The 17,704-nt window shown below is 69.0% G+C and carries 18 protein-coding genes; 11 read left to right on the top strand and 7 right to left on the bottom strand.

The window, feature by feature from the left end; genetic code table 11:
- Nucleotides 1-31 precede the first annotated feature (31 nt).
- Complete coding sequence (locus NQV15_RS09430; RefSeq protein ID WP_232399568.1) at nucleotides 32-847, top strand: RecB family exonuclease; 816 nt, start codon at nucleotides 32-34, stop codon at nucleotides 845-847.
- Nucleotides 848-932: 85 nt separating this feature from the next.
- Here NQV15_RS09430 and NQV15_RS09425 read toward each other — a convergent pair whose 3' ends face one another.
- The gene (locus tag NQV15_RS09425) at nucleotides 933-1,238 is read right to left on the bottom strand and encodes a GIY-YIG nuclease family protein (RefSeq protein ID WP_232399567.1); all 306 of its coding nucleotides are present in this window, start codon (nucleotides 1,236-1,238) and stop codon (nucleotides 933-935) included.
- A gap of 162 nt (nucleotides 1,239-1,400) precedes the next feature.
- A complete protein-coding gene (locus NQV15_RS09420; RefSeq protein ID WP_232399566.1) occupies nucleotides 1,401-2,051 on the bottom strand; it encodes an HAD family hydrolase in 651 nt (216 codons plus the stop codon).
- A 194-nt stretch (nucleotides 2,052-2,245) separates the two neighbouring features.
- Here NQV15_RS09420 and metH point away from each other — a divergent pair, with 194 nt between their 5' ends.
- From metH to NQV15_RS09395, 5 genes are all read left to right on the top strand, one after another.
- Nucleotides 2,246-6,046: a methionine synthase gene (gene metH / locus NQV15_RS09415; protein ID WP_232399565.1), complete on the top strand. Its 3,801-nt coding sequence runs from the start codon at nucleotides 2,246-2,248 to the stop codon at nucleotides 6,044-6,046.
- A 111-nt stretch (nucleotides 6,047-6,157) separates the two neighbouring features.
- On the top strand, nucleotides 6,158-6,757 hold the full coding sequence (locus tag NQV15_RS09410) for a hypothetical protein (protein WP_232399564.1): 600 nt from the start codon (nucleotides 6,158-6,160) through the stop codon (nucleotides 6,755-6,757).
- A gap of 67 nt (nucleotides 6,758-6,824) precedes the next feature.
- On the top strand, nucleotides 6,825-7,676 hold the full coding sequence (locus NQV15_RS09405) for a PAC2 family protein (RefSeq protein ID WP_232399563.1): 852 nt from the start codon (nucleotides 6,825-6,827) through the stop codon (nucleotides 7,674-7,676).
- A 95-nt stretch (nucleotides 7,677-7,771) separates the two neighbouring features.
- Nucleotides 7,772-8,017, top strand: a complete 246-nt coding sequence (locus NQV15_RS09400) for a hypothetical protein (protein WP_232399562.1) — start codon at nucleotides 7,772-7,774, stop codon at nucleotides 8,015-8,017.
- Between the two features lie 2 nt (nucleotides 8,018-8,019).
- Nucleotides 8,020-8,901, top strand: a complete 882-nt coding sequence (locus NQV15_RS09395; protein ID WP_232399561.1) for an FHA domain-containing protein — start codon at nucleotides 8,020-8,022, stop codon at nucleotides 8,899-8,901.
- 4 nt (nucleotides 8,902-8,905) lie between these two features.
- Here NQV15_RS09395 and mshC read toward each other — a convergent pair whose 3' ends face one another.
- Nucleotides 8,906-10,132 carry a cysteine--1-D-myo-inosityl 2-amino-2-deoxy-alpha-D-glucopyranoside ligase gene (mshC, locus tag NQV15_RS09390; protein ID WP_232399560.1) on the bottom strand — a complete coding sequence of 409 codons (1,227 nt, stop codon included), beginning with the start codon at nucleotides 10,130-10,132 and terminating at the stop codon, nucleotides 8,906-8,908.
- 77 nt (nucleotides 10,133-10,209) lie between these two features.
- Between mshC and corA the strand changes: the two genes are divergently transcribed.
- Complete coding sequence (corA, locus tag NQV15_RS09385) at nucleotides 10,210-11,169, top strand: magnesium/cobalt transporter CorA (RefSeq protein WP_232399559.1); 960 nt, start codon at nucleotides 10,210-10,212, stop codon at nucleotides 11,167-11,169.
- A 45-nt stretch (nucleotides 11,170-11,214) separates the two neighbouring features.
- Nucleotides 11,215-11,571 carry a hypothetical protein gene (locus NQV15_RS09380; protein ID WP_232399558.1) on the top strand — a complete coding sequence of 119 codons (357 nt, stop codon included), beginning with the start codon at nucleotides 11,215-11,217 and terminating at the stop codon, nucleotides 11,569-11,571.
- Nucleotides 11,572-11,575: 4 nt separating this feature from the next.
- Here the strand turns inward: NQV15_RS09380 and NQV15_RS09375 are convergent, their stop codons facing one another.
- Both NQV15_RS09375 and NQV15_RS09370 read right to left on the bottom strand, forming a co-directional pair.
- The gene (locus tag NQV15_RS09375) at nucleotides 11,576-12,244 is read right to left on the bottom strand and encodes a class I SAM-dependent methyltransferase (RefSeq protein WP_232399557.1); all 669 of its coding nucleotides are present in this window, start codon (nucleotides 12,242-12,244) and stop codon (nucleotides 11,576-11,578) included.
- A 79-nt stretch (nucleotides 12,245-12,323) separates the two neighbouring features.
- Nucleotides 12,324-13,157, bottom strand: a complete 834-nt coding sequence (locus NQV15_RS09370) for an undecaprenyl-diphosphate phosphatase (RefSeq protein WP_232399556.1) — start codon at nucleotides 13,155-13,157, stop codon at nucleotides 12,324-12,326.
- Between the two features lie 48 nt (nucleotides 13,158-13,205).
- On the opposite strand from NQV15_RS09370, the gene NQV15_RS09365 reads away from it, so the two are divergent.
- The 3 genes from NQV15_RS09365 to NQV15_RS09355 all read left to right on the top strand — a co-directional run bounded on the left by NQV15_RS09365 (nucleotide 13,206) and on the right by NQV15_RS09355 (nucleotide 15,664).
- A complete protein-coding gene (locus NQV15_RS09365; protein WP_232399555.1) occupies nucleotides 13,206-14,159 on the top strand; it encodes an aldo/keto reductase in 954 nt (317 codons plus the stop codon).
- An 11-nt stretch (nucleotides 14,160-14,170) separates the two neighbouring features.
- Nucleotides 14,171-14,356 carry a DUF5703 family protein gene (locus NQV15_RS09360; protein WP_056610197.1) on the top strand — a complete coding sequence of 62 codons (186 nt, stop codon included), beginning with the start codon at nucleotides 14,171-14,173 and terminating at the stop codon, nucleotides 14,354-14,356.
- A gap of 312 nt (nucleotides 14,357-14,668) precedes the next feature.
- Nucleotides 14,669-15,664 carry a carbon-nitrogen hydrolase family protein gene (locus NQV15_RS09355; RefSeq protein WP_232399554.1) on the top strand — a complete coding sequence of 332 codons (996 nt, stop codon included), beginning with the start codon at nucleotides 14,669-14,671 and terminating at the stop codon, nucleotides 15,662-15,664.
- Between the two features lie 207 nt (nucleotides 15,665-15,871).
- Here the strand turns inward: NQV15_RS09355 and NQV15_RS09350 are convergent, their stop codons facing one another.
- Entirely contained in the window at nucleotides 15,872-17,164 is a 1,293-nt protein-coding gene (locus NQV15_RS09350) for a M20/M25/M40 family metallo-hydrolase (RefSeq protein WP_232399553.1), read from the bottom strand.
- Nucleotides 17,165-17,287: 123 nt separating this feature from the next.
- Nucleotides 17,288-17,692, bottom strand: a complete 405-nt coding sequence (locus NQV15_RS09345) for an SRPBCC family protein (RefSeq protein WP_232399552.1) — start codon at nucleotides 17,690-17,692, stop codon at nucleotides 17,288-17,290.
- Between the last annotated feature and the right edge of the window lie 12 nt (nucleotides 17,693-17,704).

Raw genomic sequence — 17,704 nt, 5'->3', positions numbered from 1 at the left:
AGTGTCGGTGGCGCCGACTAGCGTTCCCGCCATGACCGAGCTGGCCGCTGCCTCGACATCACGCCGGTCGCTGTCGCCGAGCCGGGCGGGCGACTTCCAGAACTGTCCGCTGCTGTACCGGTTCCGCACGATCGACCGCCTGCCCGAGCCCGCCGAGCCGCCCATGGTGCGCGGAACGCTCGTGCACGCCGTCCTGGAGGAGCTGTTCGGTGACCCGGCGCCCGGTCGCACCCTCGATCGGGCGGTCGAGCTGCTGCCCAGCCAGTGGGAGAAGCTGCGCACGTCGGAGCCGCGCCTGGCCGAGCTGTTCACCCCTGAGCAGGCGGCGGACGAGACGGCTTGGCTGGCCTCGTGCATCACCTTGCTCGAGACGTACTTCGCCATGGAGGACCCGCGCCGTCTGGAGCCCGCGGCTCGCGAGGAGCGGGTCTCCTACGAGCACGGCGAGGGCGTCCGGTTCGGTGGCATCGTCGATCGCATCGACATCGCACCCGACGGGCGCATCCGGGTCGTGGACTACAAGACCGGACGCGCGCCCGACCCTCGCTACGAGGACAAGGCGATGTTCCAGATGCGGTTCTATGCGCTGGTCATCTGGCGCACCCGCGGCGTCGTACCGGCCCTGCTGCAGCTGATGTACCTGGGTGACGGGTCGTTCCTGCGGTACGAGCCGACGACGAGCGATCTGCTGGCGACCGAGAAGAAGCTGCTGGCGCTGTGGGCGGCGATCGAGCGGGCCATCGAGCTGGGCGACTTCCCGCCCCGCAGGAGCGGGCTGTGCCGCTGGTGCGCCCACCAGGCGCTGTGCCCCGAGTTCGGCGGCACTCCCCCACCCCTCGTCCCTTGAGCCACCCCGCCCCTTGAGCCTGTCGAAAGGGAACGCCCCTTGAGCCTGTCGAAAGGGAACGCCCCTTGAGCCTGTCGAAAGGGCCCTACTCATCCTGCTCGCGCGGCCCTCGAGCCTCCCGGTTGCGGGACAGATTGGGAAGCGCCGCGAAGTCCCCGCGGATCAGTGCCTCTCGTTTGGCCCGTGACCAGCCGTGCAGCTTGCGCTCCACGCCCCAGGCGTCCGCAACGCGGGCGAACTCGCACGCGTAGACGAGTCTGACGGGAAGCCGCTGGCTGGTGTACGCACCGCCGCGGCCTTCCTGGTGCTGCCACAGACGGGACTCCATGTTGCGGGTCGAACCCACGTAGTAGGAACCGTCCGAGCATTCGAGGATGTAGACCCAGGCCATGAGACATGGCACCGCGAATTGGCGGATCGGGATGTGCTGTGTCCACAGGAGGCCCTTTCGACAAGCTCAAGGGGCGTTCCCCTTTCGACAAGCTCAAGGGGCGTCCCCTTTCGACAGGCTCAAGGGGCGTTTCCCTTTCGACAAGCTCAAGGGCGGTTGGGCTCAGGGGGCGGTTGCGAAGAGGGAGTCGAGGTGGCCGGGGGTGAGGCCGGCCAGGGTCGGGAGCAACACCCGGCGCTCGGCCTCGGGCACGGTGACGAAGTGCGGCACGACGAGGACGTCGCAGCCCGCGGCGGTGGCGGAGGCGGCGCCGGTGCGCGAGTCCTCGATCGCCAGGCAGTCCGAGGCGTCGACACCGAGCTTCTCGGCGGCGAGCAGGTACGGGTCCGGGTACGGCTTGGGCCGGGAGACGGTGTCGCCGGTGACGACGGCCGCGAACGGCAGCGCCGCAGCGATCGGCTCGGCGATCGCCGTGTACGACATCGTGACCAGGGCCTGCGGCACACCTTCGGCCGCGAGCGCCGCGATCAGCTCGCGGGCTCCGGGACGCCAGTCGATGTGCTCGCGCAGCGATGCCACCAGGCTGTCGACCAGGTACTCGACGATCGCCTCTGCGGTCATGTCGATCTCGAGCTTGGTCCGGATGTACTCGCCGGAGACGATCAGCGAGTTGCCGACCAGCTCGAGGGCGTCCTCCTCGGTCCAGATCTTGCCGTGCCGCTCCGCCAGCGCGTGCTCGGCAGCCATCCACAGCGGCTCGGTGTCGACGATCGTGCCATCGAGGTCCCACAGGACGGCGGCATAGGAGGTCACGCGCCCACGGTAGTGGAGCGGCGAGGCCCTCCCTGCGAGGGTGCTGTCCACGCCGTGGTCGGCGTTCCGCCGCGGGATTGCCGATCATGCGACAATGGAGGTCGTAGTTCGGGAGCTCCCGAAGGCCCAGGCGAGCCCGCCGCCGGCTGGAGCCCCCCAGCACTCCTTCGCCCATCGCACCTCGAGGAATGCTTGTGTCCCACGCCCCTGATCTTCGCCCCGACGCGACCGAAGCGCTGACCGAGCTCCTCAGGAGCCGGATCCTGGTGCTGGACGGTGCCATGGGAACGGCGATCCAGCGTGACCGTCCCGACGAGGCCGGCTACCGCGGCGAACGGTTCAAGGACTGGCCGTCCGACGTCCAGGGCAACAACGACCTGCTGACGCTGACGCAGCCCGAGATCATCGCCGGGATCCACCGCGAGTACCTCGAGGCCGGCGCCGACATGATCGAGACCAACACGTTCAACGCGAACTCGATCTCGCTGTCCGACTACGGCATGCAGGACCTGGCGTACGAGCTCAACTTCGAGTCGGCCCGGCTGGCCCGCCGCGAGTGCGACGCCATGACCGAGCGCACGCCCGAGAGGCCCCGCTACGTCGCCGGCGCCCTCGGCCCCACGAGCCGTACCGCGTCGATCTCCCCCGACGTCAACGATCCGGGCGCCCGCAACGTCACCTATGACGAGCTCGTCGAGGCCTACAAGGTCGCGACGCTCGCGCTGCTGGAGGGCGGCGCCGACGTCATCTTCATCGAGACGATCTTCGACACCCTCAACGCCAAGGCCGCCATCTTCGCCGTCGAGACCGTGTTCGAGGAGCAGGGCCGCCGCTGGCCCGTGGTCATCTCCGGCACCATCACGGATGCGTCCGGCCGCACGCTGTCCGGGCAGGTCACCGAGGCCTTCTGGCACTCCATCCGGCACGCCAAGCCGCTGCTGGTCGGCCTGAACTGTGCCCTGGGCGCGAAGGAGATGCGCCCCTACATCGCCGAGATGTCCCGCGTCGCCGACACCTTCGTGTCCTGCTACCCCAACGCCGGTCTGCCCAATGCCTTCGGCGAGTACGACGAGGAGCCGGACCAGACCGCCGCGATCGTCGCGGAGTTCGCCGAGGCCGGTTTCGTCAACATGGTCGGTGGCTGCTGCGGCACGACCCCGGCGCACATCGCCGCCATCGCACGCGACGTCGCCGACAAGACGCCCCGCGTCCCCACCGAGACCTCCCCCGCCCTGCGGCTGTCCGGTCTGGAGCCGGTCACGGTCGTCGAGGACACCTTGTTCGTCAACGTCGGTGAGCGCACCAACATCACCGGTTCGGCCCGCTTCCGCAACCTCATCAAGGCCGGCGACTACACGACGGCGCTCGCCGTGGCGCGCCAGCAGGTCGAGGCCGGCGCCCAGGTCATCGACGTCAACATGGATGAGGGCATGATCGACGGCGTCGAGGCGATGGATCGCTTCTTGAAGCTCGTCGCGACCGAGCCGGACATCTGCCGGGTTCCCACGATGATCGACTCCTCCAAGTGGGAGGTCATCGAGGCCGGGCTCAAGTGCGTCCAGGGCAAGTCGATCGTCAACTCCATCTCCATGAAGGAGGGCGAGGAGAAGTTCATCCGCGAGGCGCGGCTGTGCCGCAAGTACGGCGCCGCCGTCGTGGTCATGGCCTTCGACGAGGACGGCCAGGCCGACAACCTCGAGCGCCGCAAGCAGATCTGTCAGCGGGCCTACGACATCCTCGTGAACGAGGTCGGCTTCCCGGCCGAGGACATCATCTTCGATCCCAACGTCTTCGCCGTGGCCACCGGCATCGAGGAGCACGCCAACTACGGGCTGGACTTCATCGAGGCCACCCGGTGGATCAAGCAGAATCTCCCCGGCGCGCTGGTGTCCGGCGGCGTCTCGAACGTGTCGTTCTCGTTCCGTGGCAACAACCCGGTACGCGAGGCGATCCACGCGGTCTTCCTGTTCCACGCGATCAACGCGGGCATGGACATGGGAATCGTCAACGCCGGCGCCCTCGAGGTCTACGACGAGGTCCCCGAGCTGCTGCGCGACCGCATCGAGGACGTCATCCTCAACCGTCGCCCCGACAGCACCGAGCGGCTGCTCGAGATCGCCGCGGACTTCGCCGGTGACGGCTCGGTCAAGGAGGTCGCGACCGAGGAGTGGCGCTCGCTGCCCGTCGGCGAGCGGATCACCCACGCGCTGGTGAAGGGCATCGACGAGTTCGCCGAGTCCGACACCGAGGAGCTGCGCGCCGAGATCAGCGCCCGCGGCGGACGCCCGATCGAGGTCATCGAGGGCCCGCTGATGGACGGCATGAACGTCGTCGGCGACCTGTTCGGCGAGGGCAAGATGTTCCTGCCCCAGGTCGTGAAGTCGGCCCGTGTCATGAAGAAGGCCGTCGCCTACCTGATCCCGTTCATCGAGGCCGAGAAGCAGCCCGGCGACGTCGAGCGCAGCAACGGCAAGGTCGTCATGGCCACGGTCAAGGGCGATGTGCACGACATCGGCAAGAACATCGTCGGCGTCGTGCTGCAGTGCAACAACTACGACGTGGTCGACCTCGGCGTCATGGTGCCCGCGCAGAAGATCCTCGACGCCGCCAAGGCCGAGGGCGCCGACGTCATCGGCCTGTCCGGGCTGATCACGCCCTCGCTGGACGAGATGGTCAGCTTCGCCAAGGAGATGGAGCGCCAGGGCTTCGACATCCCGTTGATGATCGGCGGGGCGACCACGTCCCGCGCCCACACCGCGGTCAAGGTGGCCCAGCAGTACCACGGCCCCGTGATCTGGGTGAAGGACGCATCGCGGTCCGTGCCAGTCGTCGCCGCCCTGCTGTCCGACGAGCAGCGCCCCAAGCTGCTGGCCGACACGAACGCCGACTACGAGGCGCTGCGCGAGCGTCACGCCGCCCGCCAGGACACCCGGTCCCTGCTGCCGATCGCCGTGGCCCGGGAGAAGGCCACCCCGATCGACTGGAGCGACTACCACCCGCCGCGTCCCCGCATGCTCCTGCAGCAGGCCCGCGACGTCTGCACGGGCCCGGACTGCGACCACCGCCACGGCGAGGCGACGCAGTTCGTCAAGACCTTCACCGACTACCCGCTGGCCGAGCTGCGCGAGTACATCGACTGGCAGCCGTTCTTCAACGCGTGGGAGATGAAGGGCAAGTTCCCCGACATCCTGCACAACCCGTCGACCGGCGAGGCCGCCCGCAAGCTGTACGAGGACGCCCAGGCGATGCTCGACCAGCTGATCGACCAGAAGTGGATTCGCGCCAACGGCGTGTTCGGCCTGTTCCCCGCCAGCCAGGTGCCGGGTGACGACATCGAGGTCTACACCGACGAGTCGCGCTCGACGGTCCTGACGACGCTGCACCAGCTGCGTCAGCAGGGCGAGGGCCGTGAGGGCTCGGCGCGCAAGTCGCTGGCCGACTTCGTCGCCCCGAAGGAGACCGGCCTGCGCGACTACGTCGGCGCCTTCGCGGTCACGGCGGGCGTGAACATCGGCGAGAAGATCGCCGAGTTCAAGAAGAACCTCGACGACTACAACGCGATCCTGCTGGAGTCGCTGGCCGACCGGCTGGCCGAGGCCTTCGCCGAGCGCATGCACGAACGGGTGCGCAAGGAGTTCTGGGCCCACGCTCCCCACGAGGCGCTCAGCAACGAGGACCTCATCAAGGAGAAGTACGAGGGCATCCGTCCGGCGCCCGGCTACCCGGCCTGCCCCGAGCACACCGAGAAGCAGACCATCTGGGAGCTGCTGGACGTCGAGGCCAACACCGGCATCGAGCTGACCGAGAGCATGGCGATGTGGCCCGGCGCGTCGGTCAGCGGACTGTACTTCTCCCACCCGCAGTCGCAGTACTTCGTGCTCGGGCGCATCGGCCGTGACCAGGTCGAGGACTACGCCCGCCGCAAGGGCTGGACGTTGGACGAGGCGGAGAAGTGGCTCTCGCCGAACCTGGGCTACCGCACCGAGAACGAGTGACCCGGTGCACCTGACCCGTCGCCCGGTCAGGTGTTCCCTTGCCGCGCATCGCTCCCTACGCTGACGAGATGCCGGGACACCCGGTTTCGGCTGTGATCCCACGGAGAAACCATGTCTCGACTCACCCGGGCGATGAGCCCTGCTGCGCTGTTCATCGCGGTGCTGGCCCTCATCGTCGCGACCAGCGCGGGCTCGGCCTACGCCGCGGTCAAGATCGGCACCAAACAGCTCAAGAGCAATGCCGTGACCTCGGCAAAGATCAAGGACAAGACCATCCGCACCGGCGACCTGGCCCGCAGCACGACCCGCTCGCTGCGCGGGGGCACCGGTCCCCAAGGACCGGCCGGTCCCCGCGGGCCCGGCTCCACCAGCTTCGACACGTCCTTGGAGGCCGGCGGCCAGACCACCGTTCGGGTGCCCTTCGGCAAGCTCTACCTGTACTGCAGCGCCAGTCAGGTCTTCACCCAGGTCGACATCGACAGTGCCGATCCCAACGGGCTGATGGCCGCCGGCACCTACGGGATCAACGATGATGCGCCCAGATCGCTGAGCGTCACGGGGGCGGCGGGGGTCCCGATCAGCCTCCCGGCGGCGAAGATCTGGGCCGATCTGCAGATCTCCGACCGGGCCACCGGCCGTACCGGGACGCTGCGCGTGCAAGGCGTGCGGACGGGCAGCACCTGCCGCTGGATCGGTCAGTACATTCCCTGACGCCGGACCCACCGCCTCTCCCGTGTCGCCCGCCGCTGCCCGCCGCGCGGGCGGATAGGCTGGACCGGTGACGTCCACTCCTGACATCCCACCGCTGCGCGATCCGTGGATGGTCGCTGCGTTCGAGGGGTGGAACGACGCCGCGGACGCCGCGTCCGGGGTGGTCGACCACCTGATCGACGAGTGGGATGCCGAGCTGCTGATCGAGCTCGACCCGGAGGACTACTACGACTTCCAGGTGCACCGGCCCCAGGTGCGCACCACCGATGACGGCAGCCGGGTGATCTTGTGGCCGTCGCCGCAGATCTACCACGCGCGTCCGCCCCGGCTGGACCGTGACGTCCTCCTGCTGCGGGCCCCGGAGCCGAACTTCCACTGGAAGGCGTTCTGCTCGACGGTGCTCGGCGTCGCGAAGCTCGCCGGCGTCACCGAGCTGGTGACGCTCGGCGCGTTGCTGGCCGACTCCCCGCACACGCGTCCCGTGCCGGTCACCGGCTCGACGAGCGATCCGGTGATGATCGATCGGATGTCGATGCAGCCCTCGACCTACAACGGGCCGATCGGCATCACCTCCGTCCTGGGCGAGATGGCTTCGCAGGAGGGCATCGCAGCGGCGTCGCTGTGGGCCGCCGTGCCGCACTACCTGGCCGAGCCGCCGTGCCCGAAGGCGACCCTTGCACTGCTCGGCGCCCTCGAGGACGCCATCGGCGCACCGTTGCCGCAGGGTGTCCTGGTGGAGATGAGCGAGGCGTGGCAGCGCGGGGCCGAGGACCTGACCTCCCACGACCCGGAGATCGCCGAGTACGTGGAGGCCCTCGAGAACGAGCGTGACACCAGCGAGCTGCCGGAGGCATCCGGGGACGCCATCGCCAAGGAGTTCGAGCGCTACCTGCGCCGCCGCAACGTCGACCCGGAGTAGTCGCTCACGCGATTTGGAGTTTGCGCGCGGTGATTTCGGTGAGACGCTCGAAGTATCGGACGGCACACCTCGCCCGTGTTCCTCGAGGAGTAGCGATGACAACTCACGACGACGCGACACCACCGACCATCCAGCCGGTCAACGACTGGGCGGACCTGGGCCGCGAGATGTGGAGCTATCTGACCGGCAAGGGGGCCGCGGTCAACTACGAGTTCGTCGACATGGCGGTCGAGGTGCCACGCGACACCGGACCCGAGTCACCGCGGGCCACCTGGAAGGTCAACGGGACGCTGCGGGTCACGACCAGCGACGCGGGGCTCACCGACCACGATCAGGTGTAGTCGTGCCTGCGGCGCTGCACCTTGCAGCCGACCTGGCGATCGACATCGACGTGCCCGCCAGCCCGGGGTACCCGGCCGCGCACGTCCACGCCACGGTCACCGCGTCGGGAAACCACGTGCGGATCCACAGCGATGATCTGCTGTCGCTGGTCGGCCAGCCCTCCCGGGGCGCGGTGCGCGAGATCGCCAGACAGCTGGCCCAGCTGGGGCTGGTGGTGGACATCTCCGGTCCCGACGGGCTCATCGTGAGCCTGGGTGCGGTCGAGTCCACGGTGCTGAACCGGCTCGTGACCCGTTCGCCGCACATGCGGGTCGGCAGCTGGTGGCGCGCTGCCGAGGCTGCCCGCGCCCGGCTGCGTCCGACCAGTCGCCGGACCCGGCTCGACGCACCCGGCCTGCCGCCGGGCACTCCGTGGCCGCCGCTGCCGTCGATGGCCGACCCGCCGCGCGTCGTCACCACGACGCATGACCCGGAGGGCGGCGGCCATCCCCGGCTCTACCTGTCGGACACCTCCGATCCGCTCATGCCGTGGCCGGTGGGGGTCTTCCCCCTCACCCCCGACGGCATCAGCATCGGCAGTGCTGCTGGCTGCGATCTGCAGCTGGCCGGCACCGACGAGCTGCAGGCGGAGGTCATCTGCACCGATGAGGACGAGTACGTCCTCGTCGCCCGCAGCGAGCACATCCTGAGCACTGTCGGCGGCAGGCAGCTACCGCGTCAGACGCTGCGCACAGGGGCGCGGATCGAGCTGGGCACGTGGCGGCTGACCTACGTGCGCGACGAGTTCGCCGATCACGGACGCCCGTACGGCGGCCGGATCGGCGGTGAGCTGGGCCGTCAGCGCACCCAGCCCACGAGCAACCGGCGCGGCCCCAGCTTCTGAGCCGTCAGAGTGCGACGCCGAGCAGGGCGTCGATCGCGGTCCGTGCCGTGCGACCGGCCTGCGGATCCTGCGCGGTGTCGTCGGCGGCCCACGCGTCGATCGCGGCCAGGGCCGCCGGAGCGTCCAGGTCGTTGGTCATCGCGGCACGGATCTGCGCGAGCAGCGCCTCGCCGGACGGCGCCAACAGCCGGGTGACCGCGTCGCGCCAGCGGGCCAGACGTGCCTCGGCCGCCTCGATCTCGTCGCCGAACCACTCCCAGTCGCTGCGGTAGTGGTGCGCGAGCAGGGCGAGCCGGATCGCCATCGGGTCGTGACCGGCGGCACGCAGCTTGGAGACCAGGACCAGGTTGCCCTTGGACTTGGACATCTTCTCGCCCTCGTAGCCGACCATGCCGGCGTGCACGTAGGCCCGGGCGAAGGGCTCGTGGGTGGCGACGGTCGCCTCGGACGCGGACATCTCGTGGTGCGGGAACACCAGGTCGGAGCCGCCGCCCTGCACGTCGAAGGCGGTGCCGAGGTGGTGCAGCGCGATCGCGGCGCACTCGATGTGCCAGCCGGGACGGCCGCGGCCCAGCCGGGTGTCCCAGGCGGGCTCGCCGGGACGCTCGGCCTGCCACAGCAGGCAGTCCAGCGGGTGCTTCTTGCCGGGGCGGTCCGGGTCTCCCCCGCGCTCCGGGAAGATCTTGAGCATGGTCGCCTCGTCGAAGCCGGAGACCAGACCGAATCCCGGATCGGCGTGGACGTCGAAGTACAGGTCGTCGTCGACGGTGTAGACCGCGTCGGTCTCCTGCAGGCGCTGCACCAGGTCGACGACCAGGTCGATGGACTCGACGGCACCGATGTAGTGGGCGGGCGGGATGATGCGCAGCGCCGTCATGTCCTCGCGGAACAGCTGCGTCTCCCGCTCGGCCAGCTCGACCCAGTCGACGCCGGTCGCGGTCGCGCGCTCCAGCAGCGGGTCGTCGACGTCGGTCACGTTCTGCGTGTAGGTGACGTCCAGGCCACGGTCGCGCCACGTGCGCTGCAGCAGGTCGAACGCCAGGTACGTCGCCGCGTGACCCATGTGTGTCGCGTCGTACGGCGTGATGCCGCAGACGTACATCCGCGCGTGCCCATCGGGATCGAGGGCCACAGCCGCGGCTGACGACGTGTCGTGGACGGTGACGGCCGGACCTCTGCCCAGTCCGAGATCGTCGAGTGACGGGATCTCAGGACTCGACCAGCTGCGCATGGGTCGAGCGTAACGGCATGACGCACGACGCACGTCGACGGATGGCGCGGGCACCCCCCGCGCGAGACACTGAGGACGTGATCATCGACTGCGCCGTCTACCGCGACGGACTCCGAGAGACGACCGCACACGACAACGGGTCGTTGCAGTCGGCGCTCGCGACGCTGGGGGACGACGACTTCCTGTGGATCGGCATCAGCGATCCCACGGCCGAGGAGATGAAGCGGGTCGGTGATGCCCTGCGCCTCCACCCGCTCGCAGTCGAGGATGCGCTGGAGGCCCACCAGCGTCCGAAGGTCGAGCAGTACGCCGACCACACGTTCATGTCGATCCGGACCGTGACATACACCGATGACGACATCAGCACCCACGAGGTCAACATCTTCCTGGGGGCCAAGTACCTGCTCACCGTGCGCCACGGCGGGCCGTCGCTCAAGGACGCCCGCAAGGCCGCCGAGAAGCTGATCGAGGAGCTGGCCCACGGCCCCACCGCAGCGCTGTACTCGGTGGTCGACAAGATCGTCGATCACTACGAGGACGTCGCCGCGGAGCTGGAGACCGACGTCCAGGAGGTCGAGACCTCGGTCTTTTCGGCTGACCGGTCCAACGACTCCTCCCGCATCTACCGGCTCAAGCGCGAGACGCTGGAGTTCCGCCGAGCGGTCCAACCCCTGCGCGAGCCGGTCCACCGCTTCGCGGTGTCAGCATCGCCGGAGGAGGCTCGACCGTACTTCCGCGACATCTCCGACCACCTGTCCCGAGCCGCTGAGGCGATCGACTCGATCGACCACCTGCTGGACAACGCCCTGCAGGCGCACCTGGCGCAGCTGAGCGTCCAGCAGAACGAGGACATGCGCAAGCTGACCGCCGGTGCCACGATCTTCGCGGTCCCGACGGCGATCGCCGGAATCTACGGCATGAACTTCGAGCACATGCCTGAGCTCGACTGGAGGTACGGGTACGCCGCGTGCATCCTGTTCATCGCGGGGCTCAGCGGGTTCATCTACTGGCGCTTCAAGCGTTCCGGCTGGCTCTGAGCGGCTCCAGCGCGGGCCCGACCACGAAGAATCCAGGAGGCGACAGTGCCCGATGACATCTCGCTCGGGAAGATCCTGCTGATCGTCCGGCGCCTCGCTGCATTGACCCAGACCCGGCAGATCGCGTGGAAGGAGACCGGCCAGAACGACGTGTTCGTCCACCCGGCGGCCTCGGCCTCGGTCGTGGTGGGATCGCGTGACGGCGACGGCGACCTGCCGATGTTCGTGCGCATCCTGGACGAGGACGGTGACCTCGTCGACGAGCTGAGCACCGAGAACACGGAGCACGCCGAGTGGTTCGACGAGCTGCGCCGACTCCACGTCCTGGCCAAGCGCAGCGCCACCGACGCCGACCGGGTGCTGGACGCCCTGCTGGCCGAGCTGCCGGACGTCCAGCCCTGAGGGACTACCGGCGGAACAGGCCCTTCTTCGGCACCCGCTTGCGGGCGATGCCCCACTGGAACTTGGGCACCTCCTCGACGTCGTAGCCCAGGTGGTCGGCGATGTGCTCGAACGTCATCCGCACGCCCTTCGCGGCCTTCTCGTCGTCCGAGTACGCCTGGTAGGTCGCCTGGCCGCCGGGTGTCTTGGCCTGCGGCGAGCCGGCGATCGACCAGTCGAGGTCGTCCAGCAAGATGATGCCGCCCGGCTTGAGCATCATGTCGACCAGCAGGAAGCCGAACCCGGTGACGTCCCAGGTGTGCCCGCCGTCGAGATAGCAGAAGTCGAACTGCGGCCGGGGGTTCTGCTCGACCATGCGACCCAGCTCCCACGTGAAGGAGCGGTGCGCGAAGATCGGCGTGACACGGTGCTCGAGGCCCACGGTGGTCAGGACCTCGTTGATCTCCGGCTCGTGCCCCCGGGCGCTGCCCCGGTCCATCGTGGTGAGGTGGCCACGTCCCAGGTCCTCGAGCACGGCGGCCATGTAGGCGCTGCTCTTGCCCTTGTAGAACCCCAGCTCGAGCAGGTCCTGCATGTCGTTGGTGACGATCAGCTCGCGCAGGTACTTGGCGCGGGCGAGGTTCATGTACTTCAGATCGCCCCAGGTCTCGGTGACGCGGTCAAAGGCCGACATGGATGTCCTGTCCGTCGTAGGTGCAGTGTCGTGGCTGGGCATGACGCGGTCACCGAGCATATCGGCAGCCGCCGTGCGACTAGCCGACCGTCGTGCCGGCGGTGATGACGCCCGCCCCGACCAGGATCAGCACGAGCGCGCCCAGGCCGATGCGGTAGAGCACGAACGGTGTGTAGGAGTGGGTGCTGACGTACTTCAGCAGCCAGTGGATGACGGCGAGGCCGACGACGAACGACACCACGGTGCCCACGATCGTCGGCCCGACACCGTAGGTGTTGTCGCCGCCGATGTCCTTGAGCTTGAAGATGCCGGCGCCGACGACCGCGGGAATCGCGAGCAGGAAGGCGTAACGGGTCGCGGCGGCGCGCTCGTAGCCGAGGATCAGGCCCATGCTGATCGTGGCGCCGGAGCGGGAGACACCCGGCACCAGCGCGCCGGCCTGGGCGAAGCCGAGCAGGATCGCGTGCTTCATCGTGAGGTCCTCGATGGGCCGGCTCTTGCGGCCGATGCGCTCGGCGATGCCCAGCACGATGCCCAGGACGATCAACGTCGAGCCGATGACCCACAGATTGCGGAACTCGCGGTCGATCGCGTCCTGCAGCAGCAGACCCAGCGCCACGATGGGCAGCGAGCCGATGATGATGAACCAGCCCATGCGCCACTCCGGCTCGCTGCGGGCCTCACGGGAGAACACGCCGCGCACCCATCCTGACCCGATCGTCCAGATGTCGCGCCAGAAGTACAGCAGCACCGCGAGCTCGGTCCCGATCTGGACCACCGCCGTGTACGCCGCGCCCGGATCGTCCCAGCCGAAGAACTTCGGGAAGATGGCCAGGTGGGCGCTGCTGGAGATCGGCAGGAACTCGGTCAGGCCTTGGAGCACGCCCAGAACGACGGCACGGAAGAAGTCCACCGCGCGAGCCTACCGGTGCCGTTGCCCCGCCAGGACTAGCCTTGCCGCATGGACTATCGCCGCGTCGGACGCTCCGGATTGACGGTCTCGCGGCTCGGGCTCGGCACCATGACCTGGGGAACGGCCGTCGACTCGTACGAGGCCAATGACCAGCTGACCACCTTCCTGGACGCCGGCGGAACCTTGATCGACACCGCGCCGATCTATGGCGACGGTGCCTGCGAGGAGCTGCTCGGCGGCCTGCTGGGCAAGACCGGGGTGCGCGACGACATCGTGCTCGCGGGCAAGGCCGGCTTCGTCCGGCGCCGCGGTCAGGTCGTCAAGGACGGCTCGCGCCGCACCCTGCTGGACCAGCTCGACCTCTCGCTGAGCCAGCTGGGCACCGACCACCTCGATCTGTGGCAGATCCACACCCCCGACCCGGACGTCCCGCTGGAGGAGACGCTGGCCGCGCTGGAGCACGCGGTGCGCACCGGGCGGACGCGGTACGTCGGCATCTCGAACTTCACCGGGTGGCAGACCGGCATCGCCCACACCTGGCTCGCCGGCCGGCCCGAGGGCGTCGGGCTGATCAGCAACCAGGTCGAGTACTCGCTGGTCAACCGCGACCCCGAGGACGAGGTGGTTCCGGCCGCCGGCCACCTCGGCATGGGGCTGCTGGCCTGGTCGCCGTTGGGCCGTGGGGTGCTCAGCGGCAAGTACCGCGGCGGCGTCCCGTCGGACTCCCGCGCCGCGTCGCCGGCCTGGGAGGAGTTCGTCGGGGCGTACCTGACGCCCGGCAAGGCCGCCGTGGTCGAGGCGCTGGCCCGTGCGTCGGAGGGCCTCGGCGTGACGATCGCGCATGTCGCGCTGGCCTGGCTGGTCGAGCGGCCGCAGGTGGCGGCCGCGATCGTCGGCGCTCGCACGACCATCCAGCTGCAGGAGAACCTGGCCTCGGAGGACCTGACGCTGCCGCCGGAGATCGTCCAGGCGCTCGACGACGTGTCGCAGGCCGCACGGTGAGAGGCGAGTCGATGATCGAGTACGAGTTCTGGAATCTCACGATCGACCGCACGAAGTCGCGCTCGGCGGTGTGCCGGATGCTGACCGATGCCGCGGAGTACCAGGGGTGGGAGCTCGACCGGCTGCGCAAGGACGGCTCCGGCCAGCGCACCGTCACGCTGCGCCGCAAGATCATCCGCATGCGCAGCACCCTCTGACCCACGCCACCCCACCCCATCCGCTGACGCGTGGGTTCCGCACGCTGACGCGTGGGTTCCGCACGCTGACGCGTGGGTTCCGCACGCTGACGCGTGGGTTCCGCATGCTGACGCGTGGGTTCCGCATGCTGACGCGTGGGTTCCGCATGCTGACGCGTGGGTTCCGCACGCTGACGCGTGGGTTGCGCATGAGGCGTGGGTTTTGGTCTGCAATTCCGCTTGACGAACAAAGGTCAGACATTTAGGCTCCTCGGACAACCAGGACTGCCGCCGAGATGCGACGACCTGGCCACCGCCTCGAGAGGACGAACAATGGCCCCCATCACCGTGGCCGCCGTGCACGCGGCGCCCGAGTACCTGGACGTGGACCGCACCATCGAGAAGGCCTGCGGCCTGATCATCGAGGCCGGCGAGCAAGGCGCCGACCTGATCGTGTTCCCCGAAGTCTTCGTCCCCGGGTTTCCGTACTGGATCAACTGCTATGCACCACTCGTGCAGGTGCCCATGCACGCCAGGTACGCCAACACCTCGATCGACATGTCGGACGCCGCCAGCCTGCGTCCGGTCCAAGAGGCTGCGCGCCGGGCAGAGACCATGGTCGTGCTCGGCATCAACGAGCGTGAGGGCGGGAGCCTGTACAACGCCCAGGTCTTCATCGACGAGCGCGGCAACATCATCGGGCGCCACCGCAAGCTGCAGCTGACGTTCGCCGAGCGCACCCTGTGGGCACAGGGCGACGGCTCGACACTCAACGTGTTCGACACCAAGGTCGGTCGCCTGGGTGGGCTGATCTGCTGGGAGCACACGATGAACCTGGCCCGCCAGGCGCTGGTCGGTCTCGGCGAGCAGATCCACGCCTCGTCGTGGCCCGGACTGTCGACGCTGGCAGGGTTCAGCGACACCTTCGACGACCAGGTCGAGGCCATGACGCGCAATCACGCCCTCACGTCGCAGAGCTTCGTCGTCGTCGCTCAGAACCCTGTCAACCAGCAGGTGCTCGACGTGCTGGAGGCGGCGCTCGGGCCGCAGGAGTTTCTCACCACCGGCGGCGGCTGGTCGGCGATCATCCACCCGATGACGCCGTACCTGGCCGGGCCGCACACCGGCCTCGAGGAGAAGATCCTGTACGCGACCATCGATCTGGAGGACATCACCGGTGTCAAGATGTTCGTCGACTCCAATGGCCACTACGCACGCGGTGACATCCTGCGGCTCTCGGTGGACGATCGCGCGGCAGTGTCTGTCTCGCGGACATCTGGCAACGGCGTCGTCCCGATGGTGAGCGGGGATCCCGACTTCGTCGAGTGAGCCCCGGCCTGTGACGCGTGGGTTACGCCAGCGTGCGCAACCCACGCGTCAGCGTGCGCAACCCACGCGTCAGGGTGCGTAACCCACGCGTCAGCGGGCGCAACCCACGCGTCAGCGTGCGCAACCCACGCGTCAGGGTGCGTAACCCACGCGTCAGGGTGCGTAACCCACGCGTCAGCGTGCGCAACCCACGCGTCAGCGGTGGGGTCAGAGGAGGCTGAGGAGGTTGTCGAATACCTTTGCGCCGAACTCCAGGGACTCGACGGGGACACGCTCGTCGACGCCGTGGAACAGCGCCGTGAAGTCCAGGTCGGCCGGCAGGCGCAGCGGCACGAAGCCGTAGGACGTGATGCCCAGCTTCTGCCACGCCTTCGCATCGGTGCCGCCGGACATCAGGAACGGCGCGATGTGGGCTCCGGGGTCCTGCGAGTGCAGCGCGATCGTCATCTTGTCGACCAGGTCGCCCTCGAAGGCGTACTCGAGCGCGTCCTGGGAGATGTACGGCTCGACCGTGATGGCGTCGCCCACGATCTGCTGAACCGTCGGCACGAAGCTGTCGCCGTGCCCGGGCAGGTAGCGGCCGTCGACATAGGCCAGCGCCTCGCCGGGGATGACGTTGTGCTTGTAGCCGGCCTGCAGCATCGTCGCGTTGGTCGTGTTGCGCATGCCCGCGCCGATCATCCGCACGGCAGGGCCGAAGTGCTCCAGCAGCTCGTCGGGCGTGCCGTCCGAGCCGGTCAGCTCGCGGACCTTCGCCATCAGCAGCTGCATCGACGGGCCGGGCTCGGCCGGCCACTCGTGCTCCCCCAGCGCCAGCAGGCCGCGGGCCAGGTGCGTCACGGCGTTGTCGCTGTTGCCCATCGAGCCGTGCCCCGCGGTCCCGCGGGCGCGCAGCCGCATCCAGGCGATGCCCTTCTCGCCGGTCTCGATCAGGTACAGGCGCTGGCCACCGACCTCGGTGGAGAACCCCCCGACCTCGCCGATGGCCTCGGTGCAGCCCTCGAACAGCTCCCGATGGTGCTCGACCAGCCAGTGGGCACCCAACGGGCCGCCGGCCTCCTCGTCCGCGGTGAACACCAGCGTGATCGGACGGTCGGGGATCGCGCCGGCGCGCTGGCGGGCCCGCACCACCGACAGCAGCATCGCGTCGAAGTCCTTCATGTCGACCGCGCCGCGGCCGAACAGGTAGCCGTCGATGACCTCGGCGGCGAACGGGTCGACGCTCCAGTCGGCGGCCTGGGCCGGCACGACGTCCAGGTGCCCGTGGATCAGCAGGCCCGGCTTCGGCGAGTCCTGGTTGCCCCAGCGGGCGACGACGCTGGCCCGGCCCGGCTCCGACTCGAAGATCTGTGACTCGATGCCGACTTCAGCCAGCGAGCCGGCGACGTACTCGGCCGCCTTGCGCTCCCCCGGTCCCGAGTCGTCACCGAAGTTGCTGGTGTCGATCCGGATCAGGTCGCGGCAGATCTCGAGGGCTTCGGTCTCGGGTGCGTAGGCCATAGGGCGATGCTACGGGCCGGGGTCCTTTCGACAAGCTCAAGGAGCGGGGGGCTCAAGGAGCGGGGGTCCTTTCGACGGGCTCAAGGAGCGGGGGCGTTTCGACAAGCTCAAGGGTCGACGGGCTCAAGGGGCGGGGGCGAGGAGGCCGTCGATGACGCGGGAGAACAGGGCGCGGCTGGACGCGCGGGTCAAGCCGTCGAGGAGGCTCGGCGTGCCGCGGACGTGGATGTCCTCGCGCCAGCTGACTCGGCTGCCCGCGGGAGCCGGGTCGACCCGCAGCTCGGCCCAGCCGGTGACGACCCGGCCGCGCTTCTCGAGCCGGCAGAAGGACGGCTCGTCCCACTGCACGACGTCCATCGGGTCGTGGAAGCCGATCGGGCCCACCCCGGTGAAGGCATCGAAGCCGGTCGGCGTCTGCACGATGCTGGTCAAGGGCACGAAGTCGCCGTGCCGGTCCCAGTCCGTCAGGCGCGCCCAGGCGTCCGCGGGCGTGAGACGCACCTCACGCACGATCTCGATGAGGGCCACGGCATCATCGTA

It is taken from the genome of Aeromicrobium wangtongii (assembly GCF_024584515.1).
Lineage (GTDB): Bacteria > Actinomycetota > Actinomycetes > Propionibacteriales > Nocardioidaceae > Aeromicrobium > Aeromicrobium wangtongii.
Note: the sequence above shows the minus strand (reverse complement) of the source record. Positions and strands in the feature narration are given on the sequence as shown.